This is a genomic window from Phytopseudomonas dryadis (assembly GCF_004327355.1).
Classification (GTDB): Bacteria; Pseudomonadota; Gammaproteobacteria; order Pseudomonadales; family Pseudomonadaceae; genus Aquipseudomonas; species Aquipseudomonas dryadis.
On record NZ_QJUM01000026.1, the window covers coordinates 60390 to 76356 of the forward strand.

At 64.4% G+C, this 15967-nt stretch carries 18 protein-coding genes; 7 read left to right on the plus strand and 11 right to left on the minus strand.

All coding sequences use genetic code 11. From position 1 onward, the window contains the following. Positions 1–12: 12 nt before the first annotated feature. On the minus strand, positions 13–543 hold the full coding sequence (locus DNK34_RS19845; protein ID WP_131176846.1) for a GNAT family N-acetyltransferase: 531 nt from the start codon (positions 541–543) through the stop codon (positions 13–15). Next, positions 531–821, minus strand: a complete 291-nt coding sequence (locus DNK34_RS19850; RefSeq protein ID WP_207390839.1) for a type II toxin-antitoxin system TacA family antitoxin — start codon at positions 819–821, stop codon at positions 531–533. The genes DNK34_RS19845 and DNK34_RS19850 overlap by 13 nt, the downstream gene beginning before the upstream one ends. A 34-nt stretch (positions 822–855) precedes the next feature. On the opposite strand from DNK34_RS19850, the gene DNK34_RS25470 reads away from it, so the two are divergent. Next, on the plus strand, positions 856–1242 hold the full coding sequence (locus DNK34_RS25470) for a hypothetical protein (protein WP_165496968.1): 387 nt from the start codon (positions 856–858) through the stop codon (positions 1240–1242). 22 nt (positions 1243–1264) lie between these two features. On the opposite strand, the gene DNK34_RS19855 is transcribed toward DNK34_RS25470, so the two are convergent. Next, positions 1265–2401 (minus strand): mechanosensitive ion channel family protein, encoded by a 1137-nt coding sequence (locus DNK34_RS19855; protein WP_131176844.1) that lies wholly within the window; start codon positions 2399–2401, stop codon positions 1265–1267. Between the two features lie 163 nt (positions 2402–2564). Here DNK34_RS19855 and DNK34_RS19860 point away from each other — a divergent pair, with 163 nt between their 5' ends. Next, positions 2565–2843, plus strand: coding sequence for a hypothetical protein (locus DNK34_RS19860; protein WP_131176843.1), 279 nt, complete (start codon positions 2565–2567; stop codon positions 2841–2843). Between the two features lie 106 nt (positions 2844–2949). Here the strand turns inward: DNK34_RS19860 and DNK34_RS19865 are convergent, their stop codons facing one another. The 3 genes from DNK34_RS19865 to DNK34_RS19875 form a co-directional block, all read right to left on the minus strand. Continuing rightward, complete coding sequence (locus DNK34_RS19865; RefSeq protein ID WP_131176842.1) at positions 2950–3345, minus strand: hypothetical protein; 396 nt, start codon at positions 3343–3345, stop codon at positions 2950–2952. Positions 3346–3425: 80 nt separating this feature from the next. Then, positions 3426–3785 carry a response regulator transcription factor gene (locus DNK34_RS25580; RefSeq protein ID WP_207401616.1) on the minus strand — a complete coding sequence of 120 codons (360 nt, stop codon included), beginning with the start codon at positions 3783–3785 and terminating at the stop codon, positions 3426–3428. Positions 3786–3970: 185 nt separating this feature from the next. Continuing rightward, the gene (locus tag DNK34_RS19875; RefSeq protein ID WP_131176841.1) at positions 3971–4975 is read right to left on the minus strand and encodes an NADP-dependent oxidoreductase; all 1005 of its coding nucleotides are present in this window, start codon (positions 4973–4975) and stop codon (positions 3971–3973) included. Positions 4976–5163: 188 nt separating this feature from the next. Here DNK34_RS19875 and DNK34_RS19880 point away from each other — a divergent pair, with 188 nt between their 5' ends. Continuing rightward, the gene (locus tag DNK34_RS19880) at positions 5164–6057 is read left to right on the plus strand and encodes a bile acid:sodium symporter family protein (protein WP_131176840.1); all 894 of its coding nucleotides are present in this window, start codon (positions 5164–5166) and stop codon (positions 6055–6057) included. A 496-nt stretch (positions 6058–6553) separates the two neighbouring features. On the opposite strand, the gene dapF is transcribed toward DNK34_RS19880, so the two are convergent. From dapF to DNK34_RS19900, 4 genes are all read right to left on the minus strand, one after another. Then, the gene (gene dapF, locus DNK34_RS19885) at positions 6554–7420 is read right to left on the minus strand and encodes a diaminopimelate epimerase (RefSeq protein WP_131176839.1); all 867 of its coding nucleotides are present in this window, start codon (positions 7418–7420) and stop codon (positions 6554–6556) included. A 42-nt stretch (positions 7421–7462) separates the two neighbouring features. Beyond that, positions 7463–8656, minus strand: coding sequence for a benzoate/H(+) symporter BenE family transporter (locus DNK34_RS19890; protein WP_131176838.1), 1194 nt, complete (start codon positions 8654–8656; stop codon positions 7463–7465). Further along, positions 8656–9270 (minus strand): LysE family translocator, encoded by a 615-nt coding sequence (locus DNK34_RS19895; protein WP_131176837.1) that lies wholly within the window; start codon positions 9268–9270, stop codon positions 8656–8658. Before DNK34_RS19895 ends, DNK34_RS19890 begins: the two co-directional genes overlap by 1 nt. A 96-nt stretch (positions 9271–9366) precedes the next feature. Then, a complete protein-coding gene (locus DNK34_RS19900) occupies positions 9367–9813 on the minus strand; it encodes a MarR family winged helix-turn-helix transcriptional regulator (protein WP_131176836.1) in 447 nt (148 codons plus the stop codon). 81 nt (positions 9814–9894) lie between these two features. Between DNK34_RS19900 and DNK34_RS19905 the strand changes: the two genes are divergently transcribed. Together DNK34_RS19905 and DNK34_RS19910 are read left to right on the plus strand one after the other, a co-directional pair. Further along, on the plus strand, positions 9895–11061 hold the full coding sequence (locus DNK34_RS19905; protein ID WP_131176835.1) for an aminotransferase-like domain-containing protein: 1167 nt from the start codon (positions 9895–9897) through the stop codon (positions 11059–11061). A gap of 40 nt (positions 11062–11101) precedes the next feature. Beyond that, positions 11102–11704: a glutathione S-transferase family protein gene (locus tag DNK34_RS19910; protein WP_131176834.1), complete on the plus strand. Its 603-nt coding sequence runs from the start codon at positions 11102–11104 to the stop codon at positions 11702–11704. A gap of 317 nt (positions 11705–12021) precedes the next feature. Here the strand turns inward: DNK34_RS19910 and DNK34_RS19915 are convergent, their stop codons facing one another. Next, a complete protein-coding gene (locus tag DNK34_RS19915) occupies positions 12022–14229 on the minus strand; it encodes a heavy metal translocating P-type ATPase (RefSeq protein WP_458860369.1) in 2208 nt (735 codons plus the stop codon). Positions 14230–14733: 504 nt separating this feature from the next. Between DNK34_RS19915 and cadR the strand changes: the two genes are divergently transcribed. Together cadR and DNK34_RS19925 are read left to right on the plus strand one after the other, a co-directional pair. Further along, positions 14734–15180, plus strand: coding sequence for a Cd(II)/Pb(II)-responsive transcriptional regulator (gene cadR / locus DNK34_RS19920; protein ID WP_131176832.1), 447 nt, complete (start codon positions 14734–14736; stop codon positions 15178–15180). A 368-nt stretch (positions 15181–15548) separates the two neighbouring features. Beyond that, on the plus strand, positions 15549–15929 hold the full coding sequence (locus tag DNK34_RS19925; RefSeq protein ID WP_131176831.1) for a hypothetical protein: 381 nt from the start codon (positions 15549–15551) through the stop codon (positions 15927–15929). The last annotated feature ends 38 nt before the right edge of the window (positions 15930–15967 follow it).

Sequence of the window (15967 nt, forward strand, 5' to 3'; positions counted from 1 at the left end):
GACCCTCCGCCACTAGCTGAATGCTGCGATCACTGTCTCAATGGGTAGAAACAGCGTGCGGCTGTCTTCCGGGTATTCTATGAACTCGGCGCAACGAAGATAAAAGTGCTTGGCCGCATCGTCCTTTGCATGGACCAGCACGGCGCCAATGCCGATACTTTGGGAAGCGATCGCGATCCGGCGCAGCGCATCCGAGAGAATGTCAGCACCGAGACCCTTCCCGGCATAATCGCGATCAACGGCGAGACGCCCGATCACCGAAACCGGAATCGTATCGGGCGCATTGCGTCGAACTCTACCGGGAGCGACCCCGCGCTCGACCGCGCCGGCTGAGATGCAGAAATAGGCCACTATCCGATTTCCCTGGCAGACGACATAGGTCCGTGAGAAGCGGCTTTCGTTTTTCAAGGCCCGGTGACGCAACCAGTCGTTCAGCGCTGATTCGCCGCAGTCGAACCCTGACGAATCATGTTCAGCGGCTAGGGGAACAGGAGCCGAAAGACCAATGTCGGGACGTTCCGATGCATCACCTACTTCTGCCATGCCGGCACTCGGCGCAACAGAGACCTCAGTTTCGGTCCTGGTGCAGGCGGATTATCGAGAGCATGCATGAAGGCGTCGTAACATTCGGCATTCAGCATGAACAGCCGTTGTTCGAGTAGTACCTCTATTGCCTGTCGCCGGGCGCTTTCGACCATGAACTCCGTCCGCGTCTTACCCAGAACCGCTGCTGCAGCGTCGATGAGCTGACGAGTGTTCGTTTCGATCCGCAGGTTGATGCTTCCTTTCGTATCGGCAGCCGAAGACCGTTCGGCGAGCATCACGTCCGCCTGTTCAGGGCTCTCAGTAGAGGATATGCGAGTTTTCGACATGCTTGGCAATATGCTTATCCGTACCCACAATGTCAATACGAAAAAAGCGATGGCGTTACCCTTTAGAGGTACGGTTTCGACTAAGCTACCGACAAATTTGCGGGTCCCCTTCAGCGTTCTGCACCCGGTTGAACGCGGTATCAGTGTCTGCCACGCGCTGACCAGGGCAGAGCGATACCAGCGCAGCCTAGACGTGCGATTCCCCGAGGACGCGGCTGTCATTGGTAAGCCCGGACGTTTCATCCAGACGATCTTGCGTGACTGGGCTAATCGCCACCTTTACGAGCAGCGAGCAGAGCACCTGCTTCCTCAGTTCGCTGCAGTTGGCTCGAAACCATTCAAGTTTATGAATAACGTGCTGGCTTTATAAACCTAGTAGGCGCTCTGCAAATCTAGCTGAACCTCGGTAAACGCTGATCCTGCTCGTTCGGCTCCGGCTCTGCCTGCGGTGGCAAGCCGGCCACTTTCAGGGTCGGCAGGCGTTCGCCGACCAGGCGCAGGTCGCGGCGCGGCAGGGCGAAGCGCACGTCCAGTTCGCGCAGGGCATCGAGCAACTGCAGGTTGATCTCCTGCTGGATGTCCATGTACTGGTTGTAATCCGAACTGAGCACGATATACACCACCTCGAAGGTCAGCTGGCTCTCGTCGAAGCCGAGGAAGTGCGCCCGGTCGAACTTGGTCTTCGGCGTGGCGCGGATGATCTCGCCCACGCGCTCGGCCACCTGGCGCACCTTGTCGCTCGGCGTGTCGTAGTTGATGCCGAACTTGAAGACGATGCGCCGGGTGTCCATGCGCTTGTAGTTGTGCACCACCTGGCGCAGCAGGTCGGCGTTGGCACAGACCACCTGTTCGCCACTGAGGCTGCGGATGCGCGTGGTCTTCAGGCCGATGTGCTCGATATTGCCGGCCACTTCGCCGAAGACCACGAAATCGCCGATCTCGAACGGTTTGTCGACCCCGATCGACAGCGAGGCGAACACGTCGCCGAGCACCGTCTGCACCGCCAGGGCCACGGCGATACCGCCGACCCCGAGGCTGGCGACCAGCGCGGTGATATCGACGCCGAGGTTGGCAAGGATCGACAGCAGCATCACCGACCAGACCACGATCAGCACCATGATGCTGATGATGGTGGTCATCACCGGGTTGTAGCCCGTACCACCGTGCTTGCCGACCACCAGGCTGCGCGACCACAGGCGCACGCCGGTATCCACCCACAGGGCGATCTGCAGGGCCAGGGCGACGAACCAGCCGTGGCTGAGGGCCGATTGCCAGTTCGCCGGCAGATCCGCCAGCCTGAGGGCCAGCAGCAGGGAGAAGGCAATCAGCAGGAAACGACTGGTGCGGCCGATGACCACGGCGAGAAAGTGCGGCCAGTTGCCGTCCTGGCCTTTCGACCAGGCGCTCAGGCGCCGGTGCAGGATGCCGACGATGGTGCGCAGGGCGGTGTAGATGACCAGGGTGGCCACCAGCACGATGGCGACGCCGAGCCACAGATCGCGGTCGAACCAGATGTTCCACTGTTCCATGCCAGGTTTCTCCTCTGGATGCGTTAAGGACGCGGCCGGGAGAGGGCCGATACAGAATTCTGTAGGCCTGGGCGCCGATAAGTTCCCCCTGTCGGGGCGAGCGGCAGCGATTCGTTGCGCACGGACACCCTCGGCACTGCGCCAGATCGATAGCGATGGCGACTTGCCGCAAGCCTCCTACACTTGGGGCAGGCAGCGTGTCGCGCCGGCCTGCGGCAAGGCCGAGGACGATGGCAAGCTCGGCCCCTGGCATGGCCTGTTTGCGTTCGCCGACTGCAACCGCCTTGGGGGCCATACCGAGTCGACCAACCCCGATGCGAGCGCAATGTCCGCTCGCCTGGAGAACGACGTGAGTGTGTACAACCTGGACCTGACGCTGATTCTGGTGCTGGTGACCGTGCTGTTCACGGTCTTGCCGATCATTCTCATGCGCAGCCTCTGAACGCTTGCCGGCAACGGCGATCCGGCATCGGGTGCCGTTGCGTTACGCCGGCCAGCCTCCAGTCATCTGCTGGAACGCTGGGCAGTTGAGGGGGCGAGCCGGGCCGTCAACCGCTGGTCAGCTCCCGGTAGCGCTGCGGTTGCAACTGACGGATCAGCAACAGCGCACCGAGGGTTCTGGCCGGTGTGGTGGGCAGGGGAGTGGCGCTCATGTCGCTGTGCATATGAACCTGCCAGCGGGCGATCAGGCTGCAGGGTTCGTCGCCGATCGGGAGCAGATCCTCCACACTGACCTGCACGCCCATGCGCGCCGCCAGGCGGATCGACTGGTGCAGCAGGGCCTCGGCCATTTCGTGCTGCTCCACCGGGGCCGCCGTGGTGTAGCGCGCCAGCCATTCGCTCATGGGTTTGCGGCCCAGGCCGGCATTGCCTCGATAGGCGTTGTACAGCCAGCAGACGAGACCGACCACCAGGATTGTTACAGCGGTGAAAACGAGTTCCATCAGGGCTCCGGCTGGGTGGTTGAGGAGGTGCCTTGGCGGCGGCGAAATTACTCGAACGAGCGGCAATGCCTCAAGCCTTTTTATGGCTTTTGGCCATCTTTTCTTTCGCTTTCAGGCTGCCGAGCATTCAGTGGCGCAGGTTGGCGGCGAAGACGAGATCGCCGGCCGATAGAAGCGCCTGCCTGGGTGTCAGTGCCCGCAGCAGTGCGGGATGTTCCACAGGCTGGCGCTGGGGGGCGGCTGCCCTTCTGCGTGCGGATGATGTCGGGCGGGAGGTAGACGCTGCCGTTGGGAATCTGCCGGATGGCTTCGGTCATCCGCGCCCGTGGCGAGGAGCGGGTGATAAAGCCCAGGGTGCCGATGGAGGGAGCGGTGCCGATGACGCTGTGGCTGGCTTCGCGGAACAGCGGGCGGTCGCCCGCGATCGGGATCTTGTACATGGCCTTTGACCTCTTTTTTTCTGATTATTATGGCACTGCATGGCCTGCGTAGGGGGAGCGGCGCTGCTTTGCAAATCCTGCCTCGGAGAGTCGGATCAATACCAAGAGTAGTAGATACGTGCCCGAGCGACATGTCGTGCCGGAGCTGTCCGGGCAGGGCGGGCGCGAGCTGACAGCGCCGCGTTTCAGACCTTCAGTATCAACTTGCCGAAGTTCTCCCCGTTGAACAGCTTGAGCAAGGCTTCCGGGAAGGTTTCCAGGCCTTCGACGATGTGTTCCCGTGATTTCAGCTTGCCGCTGGCCAGCCAGCCGCCGATCTCCTTGGCCGCGTCGGCGAAATGGGCGGCGTGATCCATTACCACGAAGCCCTCCATGCGCGCCCGGTTGACCAGCAGCGACAGATAGTTGGCCGGCCCCTTGACCGCTTCCTTGTTGTTGTACTGGCTGATGGCGCCGCAGATGACGATGCGGGCTTTCGGCGCCAGTCGGCTCAGCACCGCATCCAGGGTGTCGCCACCGACGTTGTCGAAGTACACATCGACGCCCTTGGGGCATTCGCGTTTGAGGGCTTCGGGCAGCGACTCGCTCTTGTAGTCGATGGCCGCATCGAAACCCAGCTCGTCGGTCAGGTAGGCGCATTTCTCCGCGCCACCAGCGATGCCGACCACCCGGCAGCCCTTGAGCTTGGCGATCTGCCCGGCGATGCTGCCCACCGCGCCGGCGGCGCCGGAAATCACCACGGTATCGCCGGATTGCGGCGCGCCGACCTCGAGCAGGGCGAAGTAGGCGGTCATGCCGGTCATGCCCAGGGCCGACAGGTACAGCGGCAGGGGCGCGCGCTGCGCATCGACCTTGTAGAAGCCCTTGGGCTCGCCGAGGAAATAGTCCTGTACGCCGAGGGCGCCGTTGACATGCTCGCCGACGGCGTAGTCCGGGTGGTTGGAAGCGATCACCTCACCCACGCCCAGGGCGCGCATCACCTCGCCCAGACCCACCGGGGCAATATAGGACTTGCCTTCGTTCATCCAGCCGCGCATGGCCGGATCGAGCGACAGATAGAGGTTCTTGACCAGAATCTGCCCTTCGCCGGGTTCGCCGACCGGCTTTTCCACGTAATCGAAGGTATCGCGGCTAACCATGCCGATTGGGCGCTTGGCGAGCAGGAACTGGCGGTTGAGCTGAGTGGACATGGGAGGCCTCCGTTGAAACAAGCAGTGGTGAGTGGTGATAAGTCTCGGACTGCAATTGGGCAAGGATGTCGCAGTGGCCGAATGTCCATTGATCCACCGAAGTGATGGGCCGGGCAGCGTGATCGCGCAGATCGCTGGTTGCCCGCTACAGTGAGCAGACGGCCGATTGCCAACACGGAGATGTGACGATGACCGCGAGCCCCTTGCTGAGCCTGTTTCTCCCCCTGGCCCTGGGCATCATCATGCTCGGCCTGGGTCTGTCCCTGACCCTGGCGGATTTCGCCCGGGTGGTGAAGTATCCCAAACCGGTATTGATCGGGTTGTTCTGCCAATTGCTGTTGTTGCCGGTAGCCTGTTTCTTCATGGTGCAGGCATTCGGCCTGGCGCCCGCCCTGGCGGTGGGCATGATGTTGCTGGCCGCGTCGCCCGGCGGCACCTCGGCCAACCTCTACAGCCACCTGGCCCATGGCGACGTGGCCCTGAATATCACCCTGACCGCGGTGAACTCGGTGGTCGCGGTGCTGACCATGCCCTTTATCGTCAATCTGTCGCTGGCTTATTTCATGGAAGGGGATCAGGCGATTCCCTTGCAGTTCGCCAAGGTGGTGCAGGTGTTCGCCATCGTCCTCGGGCCGGTGGCCATCGGCATGTTCCTGCGCAGCCGTTTTCCCGCTTTCGCGCTGCGCATGGAGAAGCCGGTGAAGATCATTTCGGCGCTGTTCCTGCTGCTGATCATCATCCTGGCGCTGGTCAAGGACTGGCAGACGGTGGTCGAGTACGCCCCGGTAGTCGGTGGCGCCGCGTTGGCCTTCAACCTGCTCAGCCTGGCGGTGGGTTACTTCGTGCCGCGCCTGCTCAAGCTGAGCCTGCGCCAGGCCATCGCCATCGGCATGGAAATCGGCATCCACAACGGCACCCTGGCCATCGCCCTGGCGCTCAGCCCGGTGCTGCTCAACAACAGCACCATGGCCATTCCGGCGGCGCTGTACAGCATCATCATGTTCTTCACCGCGGCGGCCTTCGGCTGGTGGGTCAATATCGCCCACGGCAAGCAACTGGCGGCGGAGGCTGATGCTAAATAGCGGGGTTGACTCCATGCGCTAGCGGCCTCCGTAGGGTGGACGACGCTTGCCTACGCGGCCCGAGCCACCCTTGTATCTCGACTACAGCCTTTTAACGAGGCTATATGGTTCCCGACTGATCCTCGGGGGAGGAGCTGCAAGCCGTATCCACCCTTAAGCCACGAGCTTCCAACGTAGATTGCGCTGCGTCCTCCACCCCCCAACCCTGAACTCGCCCTTGCGAAGTGAGGTTCAAGACGGTATCTGCACGGGAGCGCAGAATGGCCACATTCGTGTGGGAGCCGCGACCTCGCGGCGAATCGTGGGCATACCGCGATTCTTCGGCATGGCCGCCCTCGCATCGCGCCGGGGGCGACGCTCCTACCGGTCAACACTGACTGCGAACGGGCTCTTGCAGGCCAAGGAGCAAGACGGTATCTACAACTAGCCCTGCGATAGCAGGTGATGATATTCACGCAGCGTTGCCGGTGAGATCGCTTCGCTGGCAAGCCAGCTGCTACGAGTCGTGAGGCGGATGGCGATCCGCTTCGGTCGCCGGAATAACATTGCTGTTGGCCAATACGCTGTCCGCGATCACCCCGGAAAAACTGCATGCTACCGGTCCGGTGAGAAAGACCGGCCCGCTGCCGTTCCAATGAACCCTCACCGTGCCGCCATCGCATTCGACGTCGACGGTATTGTCCAGCAAACCACGACGAATGCCGTTGACGGCCGCGCCGCACGAGCAGGAACCCGAACCGAGCGGAATTCCGCCCCAGCGCTCCCAGATACGCAGCCGAATGTGCTTTCGGTCGATGATCTGGACGAAATGCACGTTCGTTCTGAGGGGGAACAGGGGATTGCTTTCAAGGCCCGGCCCGATTGTCGCCAAATCGATCGCTGTCAGATCGTCGACAAAATAGGTGCAGTGCGGATTTCCCATATTGCAAGCCGCTGGGCTGCCAACAAGCGGTAAAACAGCGGTATCCAGCTCCAGCGCCAGGGGAATATCCGACCAGTCGAAAAGCGGTTCGCCCATATTGACGGAAATGCTGCCGACAGGGGTTCGTTCGCAAGTCAGCAGGCCACGGTTGGTTCGCAGCACGATCGACGTCGTATTGGTTTCGCGCATCAGCATATCCGCGGCACCCCGTGTTGCGCTGCCACAGGTATCCAGCGTGGAACCATCGGCATTCCAGAACATCAGGCGTGCGGCTGCGTCATCGCAATCGAGGACCACGGCCAGTTGATTGAATCCGATTCCCCGGTTCCGATCACCCAGGCGCCGAACCAGGCTACTGGTCACTGGATTGGCCGAGCTTCGCGAGTCCACGACCACGAAGTCATCGCCATTGGCGTGCATCTTGTGAAAGCTCAGCGGCATAAAAACATCCTGGCGATGTGATGCGTTGACCTTGAAGGCGGGTCAGGCCCGCTTGCCGCCATTGAGGACCGCCAGGGTCAGCAGGCCGGCGACGATTCCCCAGAACGCCGAGCCCACGCCGAACAGGGTCATGCCCGAGGCGGTGACCAGGAAGGTGATCAGCGCCGCTTCACGTTCCTGCGCTTCGCTCATGGCCTGGGTCAGACCGCCGATGATCGAGGCGAACAGGGCCAGGGCGGCGATGGACAGGATCAGCGCCTTGGGCAGGGCGGCGAACAGGGCGGCGAGGGTGGCGCCGAACAGTCCGGCGATGCCATAGAACACGCCGCACCAGACCGCCGCCGTATAACGCTTGCGCGGATCCTCATGGGCCTCGGGGCCGGCGCAGATCGCCGCGCTGATGGCCGCCATATGGATGCCGTGGGAGCCGAACGGCGCCAGCAGGATCGAGGCCAGGCCGGTCGTGGTCAGCAGCGGCGAGGCCGGCACGTCGTAGCCGTTGGCGCGCAGCACGGCCATGCCCGGCAGGTTCTGCGAGGCCATGGCGACGATGAACAGCGGGATGCCGATGCTGATCGCCGCCGCCAGTGAAAAGCTTGGCGTCGTCCATTCGGGTATCGCCAGTTGCAGCTCGAAGTGGGAAAAGTTCAGCAGCCCCAGGGTGCCAGCCAGCACGCAGCCGACCAGCAGCGCTGCCAGCACGGCATAGCGGGGGAGCAGGCGCTTGCCCAGCAGGTAGGCCAGCAGCATGGCGACCACCAGCAGCGGTTGCTGTTCGGCGGCGACGCAGATTTCCAGGGCGATCTTGAACAGTACGCCAGCCAGCAACGCCGCGGCGATGGAGCCGGGGATGCGCCGCATCAGGCGGTCGAAACTGCCGGTCAGGCCGATCAGCACGATCAGCGCCGAGGCGAGGATATAGGCGCCGATGGCCTCGCCATAGGGCACCCCGGGAAGGCTGCTGATCAGCAGCGCCGCGCCAGGCGTCGACCAGGCGACCATTATCGGGGCGCGGTAGCGCAGCGACAGGCCGATACAGGTCACCGCCATGCCGATCGACAGCGCCCAGATCCACGAGGAAATCTGCCCGGCGCTCAGGCCCGCCGCCTGGCCGGCCTGGAACATCAGCACCAGCGAACTGGTGTAGCCGGTGAGCATGCCGATGAAACCGGCCACCACGGCAGACAGCGAGGTATCGGCCAGCGGGCGCAGGCGCGGACGGCTGCCTTCGAGCATCACAGCGCTCCTTTCACATCGGCGAAGATCGGGTACAGCGAGGCCACCAGCAGCAACGCCATGCCGATATTGAAGGCGCGCAACACACGGGGATGGCGCAGCCAGTTGCGCAGCAGCGTGCCGGCGACCGTCCACAGGCCGACGCTGGGGCAGTTGACCAGGGCGAACAGGGCGGCGATCAACAGGACGTTGACCAGGAAGTTCTCCTGCGGGGTATAGGTGGTGATGGCGCCGATGGCCATCACCCAGGCCTTGGGATTGACCCATTGGAAGGCCGCGGCCTGCAGGAAACCGAACGGTTTGCCGCGCTCGCCGCCACGGCTGTCGGGCGCTCCGGCATTGGCGATCTTCCAGGCCAGGTACAGCAGGTAGGCCGCGCCCAGGTAGCGCAGCAGGGTATACAGCGCCGGCCACTGTTCGAACAGCTGGCCGAGGCCGAAGCCCACCGCCATCACCAGTACCATGAAGCCCAGGCTGATGCCGAGCATATGCGGCACGCTGCGGCGCAGGCCGAAGTTCACCCCGGAGGCGAGCAGCATCATGTTGTTGGGGCCCGGGGTCACCGAGGTGACGAAGGCAAAGGCGACGAAGGCGATCAGCAGTTCCAGGGTCATGGCGAATTCTCGTGGTTGAGCTGCCACGATAAGGGCTGCCAGTGCGGCCGTCGCGATACAGCGGCCGCTATAAGCAGCCATACAGTCGTGCGCGGATCACTCAGGCGCGCGACCTGTACCGCTCAGCGCCTTGTTCACCGCCAGCCAGCCATCGACCGCGTGCTTGCCGCTTTCGTCGAAGGCCCGTTGCAGCAGCTTGACCTGCTCGCGGCGCAGGGCGCGCTCGAGGTTGGCACCCTCGGCGGTCAGGCCGAGCAGGCGCTTGCGCTTGTCATCCTCGGCGGTGACGCTCTGCGCCAGGTGCATCTCCAGCAACTGGCGCAGGGGGATGCTCAGCGCCTGCTTGCTCACGCCCAGGTAGGCGAGCAGTTCCTTGACGCTCAGGCCCGGGTGACGGGCGATGAAGAACAGGATGCGCTGGTGTACCCGCGACAGCCCGCGGCGCGCCAGCATTTCGTCGGCCTTGGCGGTGAACGCCTGGTAACCGAAGAAGAAGGCTTCCATGGCCGCCTGCTGGGCGGCCGAATTTTTAAGGTCAATCATATTGACGTATATGTCCCGGGCGTCGTACTTTCGGTCAAGTAGTTTGACGTACTTTATCCGACTTATCATCCGGTGACCTGCATGGCCTTCTCCGAACGCGTTGCCCGCCTGAAAAGCTCCCTGATCCGTGAGATCCTCGCCGCGGCGCAGCGCCCGGAGGTGATGTCCTTCGCCGGTGGCCTGCCGGCCGAGGAGATGCTGCCCACGCTCGACTGGTCGCAGATGCCCGGCGCCCTGGGCCAGTACGGCATGAGCGAGGGCGAGCCGGCCCTGCGCGAAGTCATCGCCGCCGAGGCGCGCGCCCTGGGCGTACCCTGCGAGGCCAGCCAGGTGCTGATCGTCAGCGGTTCGCAGCAGACCCTCGACCTGGCCAGCAAGCTGTTCATCGATCCGGGCACCAAGGTGCTGCTCGAAGCGCCGACCTACCTGGCGGCGCTGCAGGCATTCCAGCTGTTCGGCGCCGACTGCGTGGGCGTGCCGCAGGAGGCCGATGGACCGCAATTGCAGGCGCTCGAGGAGCAGCTCGAGCGCCAGCGACCGGCCTTCGCCTACCTGATCCCGACCTTTCAGAATCCGTCGGCGGTGCGCTACAGCGAAGCCAAGCGCGATGCGGTGGCGGCCTTGCTGGATCGTTACCAGGTGACCCTGATCGAGGATGAGCCCTACCGCGAGCTGGTGTTCGATGCTGGCAGCGCCACGCCCATCGTCGGCCGTCTGCGCAAGGCCAGCTGGATCTACACCGGCACCATTTCCAAGACCCTGCTGCCCGGGCTGCGGGTCGGCTACCTGATCGCCACGCCGGACCTGTATCCCTATCTGCTGCGCCTCAAGCAGTCGGCGGATCTGCACAGCAACCGCGCGGGGCAGTGGCAGGCCCTGCAGTGGCTGGGCAGCGACCGCTACCGCGAGCATCTGGCCGAGCTGCGCGATTTCTACCGGCTGCGCCGTGATGCCATGCAGGCCGCGCTGGTCGAGCATTTCAGCGACCTGGCCGACTGGCAGGTGCCTCAGGGCGGGCTGTTCTTCTGGCTGCGCCTGAAGCAGCCCCAGGACACCCGCCTGCTGCTCGACGCCGCCCTGGCGCAGAACGTGGCATTCATGCCGGGCGAACCCTTTTTCATCGACCCGGATCGGCAACCGGGTTATCTGCGGCTGAATTTCAGCCATGTGGCACCGGAGCGTCTGGGGGAAGGGCTGCGCCGGCTGGCCGGCATCGTTCGCCAGGGACTGGCCGCCGATGCGGCGTGAGCATCGAACGCCCGCTGGCGGGCAACTTGAGGAGGCGAACATGTACAAGGTGTATGGCGATTACCGCTCGGGCAACTGCTACAAGGTCAAACTGATGCTGACCCTGCTCGGCAAACCCTATGACTGGGTGCCGGTGGACATCTTCAAGGGCGAGACCCGCAGTGCCGAGTTCCTGGCGATGAACCCCAACGGCAGGATTCCCGTGCTGGAGCTGGAGGACGGCAGCTACCTCTGGGAGTCCAACGCCATTCTCAACTTCCTCGCCGACGGCAGCGAATTCCTGCCGACCGAGCCGCGGCTGCGCACCCAGGTGCTGCAGTGGCAGTTCTTCGAGCAGTACAGCCATGAGCCCTACATCGCCGTGGCGCGCCGCATCCAGTGGCTGGAAGGCATGCCGGCCGAGCGTCGGGAAGAGTACCAGGTGTGCCAGATTCGCGGGCACAAGGCCCTCAAGGTCATGGAGCAGCAGCTGCAGCGCACGCCCTACCTGGTGGGCGACAGCTACTCCATCGCCGATATCGCCCTGTACGCCTACACCCACGTGGCCCACGAGGGCGGCTTCGACCTCGGCGCCTACCCGGCGGTCAATGCCTGGCTGGCCCGGATCGCCAGCCATCCGCGGCACGTGACCATGTTGGGCTGATGGCACCATCCGCTCTTGTAGCCTGGCGTAGAGCGCAGCGAAATCCGGGGACGCGCGAGACCGCTCCCTGCACATCGCTGCGCTCAGTGGCAGGCTACAAATGGTCCGCAAAAGTCGATTCGCCAGGCTCTGTAGGAGCCGCGCCCCCGCGGCGAATCGTGGCCATACCGCGATGTTTGCAGCATGGCCGCCATCGCATCGCGCCGAGGTCGGCGCTCCTACACGGGCGGCGGGTTGCCGCTCTCCAGTCGCGCCCCTGTTGCTACAAAAACCTTATCTGATCGGCATCAGGCTCCCAGGGCGCGGTAACTGGCCGGTTACTTGCGCAGCAGGCGCAGGCCGTTGAGCACCACCAGCAGGCTGACGCCCATATCGGCGAACACCGCCATCCACATGGTGGCGTGGCCGGCGAGGGTGACCACCAGGAAGATCGCCTTGATCCCCAGGGCCAGGGCGATGTTCTGCTTGAGGATCGCCGCGGTCTGCCGCGACAGGCGGATGAACGCCGGAATCTTGCGCAGATCGTCGTCCATGATCGCCACGTCGGCGGTTTCGATGGCGGTATCGGTGCCGATGGCGGCCATGGCGAAGCCGATATCGGCGCGAGCCAGGGCCGGGGCGTCATTGATGCCGTCGCCGACCATGCCGACCCGGCCTGGCTGGCCGAGCAGGCCTTCGACCGCCGCCAGCTTGTCGGCCGGCAACAGGTCGCCGCGGGCCTCGTCGATGCCTACCTGGGCGGCGATGGCCTGTGCGGTGTGCGGGTTGTCGCCGGTCAGCATCAGGGTCTTGACGCCCATGGCGTGCAGCGCGGCGATGGCTTCGCGGCTACTGGGCTTGAGCGTGTCGGCCACGGCGAACAGGGCCAGGGCGCGCTGCTCGTCGCTGAGCAGGATCACCGTCTTGCCCTCACGCTCGAGTTGGTCGAGCTGCACCTCGATTTCAGTCGAGCACAGGCCCAGTTCTTCCAGCAGGCGATGATTGCCCAACTGGTAGCGCTGGCCGGCGATCAGGCCGCGCACGCCGCGCCCCGGCAATGCCTCGAAGTCCTGGACCTCGCGCAGGCTGACGCCTTGCTCCTGCGCCGCCTTGGCCACCGCCTGGGACACCGGGTGATCCGAGCGCTGGGCGAGGCTGGCGGCCAGCGTCCGATACAGGCCCGGTTCGGCCGTCAGCAGGTCGCGATGATCGGTCTGTACCGGCTTGCCGTGGGTGAGGGTGCCGGTCTTGTCCAGCGCCAGGTGGGTGAGGTGGCGGCCGTTCTCCAGGTACACCCCGCCCTTGACCAGAATGCCCTTGCGCGCCGCCGCCGCCAGGCCGCTGACGATGCTCACCGGCGTGGAGATCACCAGGGCGCAGGGGCAGGCGACCACCAGCAACACCAGCGCGCGGTAGACCCATTCGTACCAGCCGCCACCGAACAGCAGGGGCGGCACCACGGCCACGGCCAGGGAGAGCAGGAACACCAGCGGCGTGTAGATGCGCGCGAAGCGGTCGACGAAGCGCTGGGTCGGTGCCCGCGCGCCCTGGGCCTCTTCCACCGCCCTGATGATGCGCGCCAGAGCGCTGTTGCCGGCAGCCGCGGTCACCCGGTAGTCGAGGGCGCCGGCCTGGTTGATGGTGCCGGCGAACAGCGGGTCGCCAGGGTGCTTTTCCACGGGCAGGCTTTCGCCGGTGATCGGTGCCTGATCGACCGTCGAGTTGCCTTCGAGCACCTCGCCATCCAGGCCGATGCGTTCGCCCGGGCGCAGCCGGACCAGGCTGCCGATGGCGACCTCGGTGACCGCCAGGGTCCGCCAGCTGCCGTCGGTCTGGCGCACACTGGCCTGTTCCGGGGTCAGCGCCATCAGCCCGCGGATGGCGTCGCGCGCGCGATCCAGGGATTTCGCCTCGATCCGTTCGGCGATGGCGAACAGCACCATGACCATGGCCGCTTCGGGCCACTGGCCGATGAGGATGGCGCCGGTCACGGCGATGCTCATCAGCGCGTTGATGTTCAGGTTGAGGTTCTTCAGGGCGATCCAGCCCTTTTTATAGACCTCCAGCCCCGACGCCAGCACGGCGCCCAGGGCCATGAGCGCGACCACCCACTCGGGGGCGCTGTCGGTGAAATGCACCAGCTCGGCCATGAACGCGGCCACGCCGGCGGCAATCAGGCGCCAGGGCGGCCCGGACTTGTCGGGCTCATCGGCGGCGGGCGGGGTGTCGCTATCCTGCAACTGCGGGGTGAAACCCAGCTCGCGTATGCCTTGCAGGGCCGGCGCCAGGCCATCCTCGGTATGGCGAATGGTCAGCACGCGCTGCAGCAGATTGAAATGCAGGGCCTGCACGCCAGGCTGGCGTGACAGCCTGTCGCTGATCAGGCGTTCTTCGGTCGGGCAGTCCATCTGCTCGATGCGGATGCGGGTTTCGCCGCCCAGCGTCCGCGCCGTCATGCCCAGGCTGGCAATGGCCTCGACCAGCAGCGGCGCGGCATCGGCCGCGTGCTCGACGTGCAAGGTGCGGTTGAGCAGGTTGAAGCGCATGGCATGCACTTGCGGCAGTTCATGCAGCTTGCCGCGGATCAACGCCTCCTCGGTCGGGCAGCACATCTGCTCGATACGCAGGGTGCTATGCTGCCTTGCAGCGACAGGCGCCGGTTCGGCGATAGTTGTGAGCAGCGGCGTGCCCGGGTCGCAACAGGCGCTCTTGGCCGCGCTGGCGCAGCACGACTCGGCGGGTCGGGGTTTCGGGGTGTGATCGCAACAGTTGGCCATGAGCGGATCTCCATATGAGCTGTTGCAGAGTGAACACCCTGTAGCCACTATAGGGTCAAGGCCCTGGAGTACCTTTCCAGGGCAATCGCGCCATGGCGTCATCGTGTGAAATACACTCGATGAAAAGCGCTGGAGGCTGGAAGGCTGAACGAGAAACTGCGTGCTCGGGCTGCTTTTTTCGGCTCGGGCTCCCCTCCTGCATCGATGCAGTCGTCGGTTCTTCGAGCGCGTAGCACAATTGCCCTGAGTACCTTTCATGGGGGAGGACATGGCATGAAGATCGGCGAACTGGCGGCACTGACCCACTGTCAGGTGGAAACCATCCGTTACTACGAGCGTGAAGGGCTGCTGCCCGCGCCGCAGCGCAGCGAAGGCAATTACCGCCTGTACCGCGCCGAGCATGTCGAGCGCCTGACCTTCATCCGCAACTGCCGCACCCTGGACATGACCCTCGACGAGATCCGCGAACTGCTCAGCCTGCGTGGTCGGCCGGCCGACAATTGCGAGGCGATCAACGCGCTGATCGACGAGCATATCGAGCACGTCAATGCGCGTATCGCCAGCCTGCAGTCCTTGCAGGCGCAACTGGTCGAACTGCGCCGCAGTTGCATGGCGGATCGCGACGCGGCCCCCTGCGAGATCATTCGCCAACTCAACACCAGCGACAACCTGCACAATGACAACGCTGTCTCCCATGTCGGGCGCAGCCACCAGCACTAGGGCCGCGTCGATCATGAAATGTCGGACTCCCGTGGATACCGTCTTGATCCCTGGCCAGCAAGAGCCCGTTCGGAATCAGAGTTCGCCAGTAGGAGCGTCGCCCCCGGCGCGATGCGATGGCGGCCATGCTGCAAAAACGCGATATGGCCACGATTCGCCGCGAGGTCGCGGCTCCCACACGAATGTGGCCATGCTGAGCGCTTCTTGCTGAATCCCGTGTAGACCGACATTTGATCGGTGCCGCGACACTAGGCAAGCCGCAAGTTCCAAGTTGCCGTCTGTCTTCCAGCGCTCTTTCCGGCGCTTTGAACAGGAGGCGAACTGACGCATAATCCCGGCTTCGGCCCTTACTGGTTCAGTCGTAGCCCATGGCTTCCCGTTCCCTGCGTGTCCTGCTGCTCTGCATGCTGGTGCTGGCCTTGCCCGCCCAGGGCGTGGCGGCCGTTGCCATGCAGCTGAGCATGGCGTTGGCCGCGACCGCGGCTAGCGACCAGGCCATGCATGGGCCGCTGGCCGAGCTGGCCTGTGCCGAAGGCATCGGGCACCCTGCGCAGGCCATGGATCATCCAGCCCCTGGCCATGCCGGCTGCGGCCTGTGCGCCTTCTGCGTCGGCGCAGTGGCGTTCGATGCCGGTCTGGCCGCGCCTTCGCCCCTGTCTTCCAGCCTGGCAGGTGGCGCCTGGCAGCGGCACTTCAGTGGCCATATCGGCGACACACCGGATCGTCCTCCTCGTCGTTTCCTCGTCTGATTTTCTTCTTTTTTCGCCGCTCGACAGCCGAGCGACCT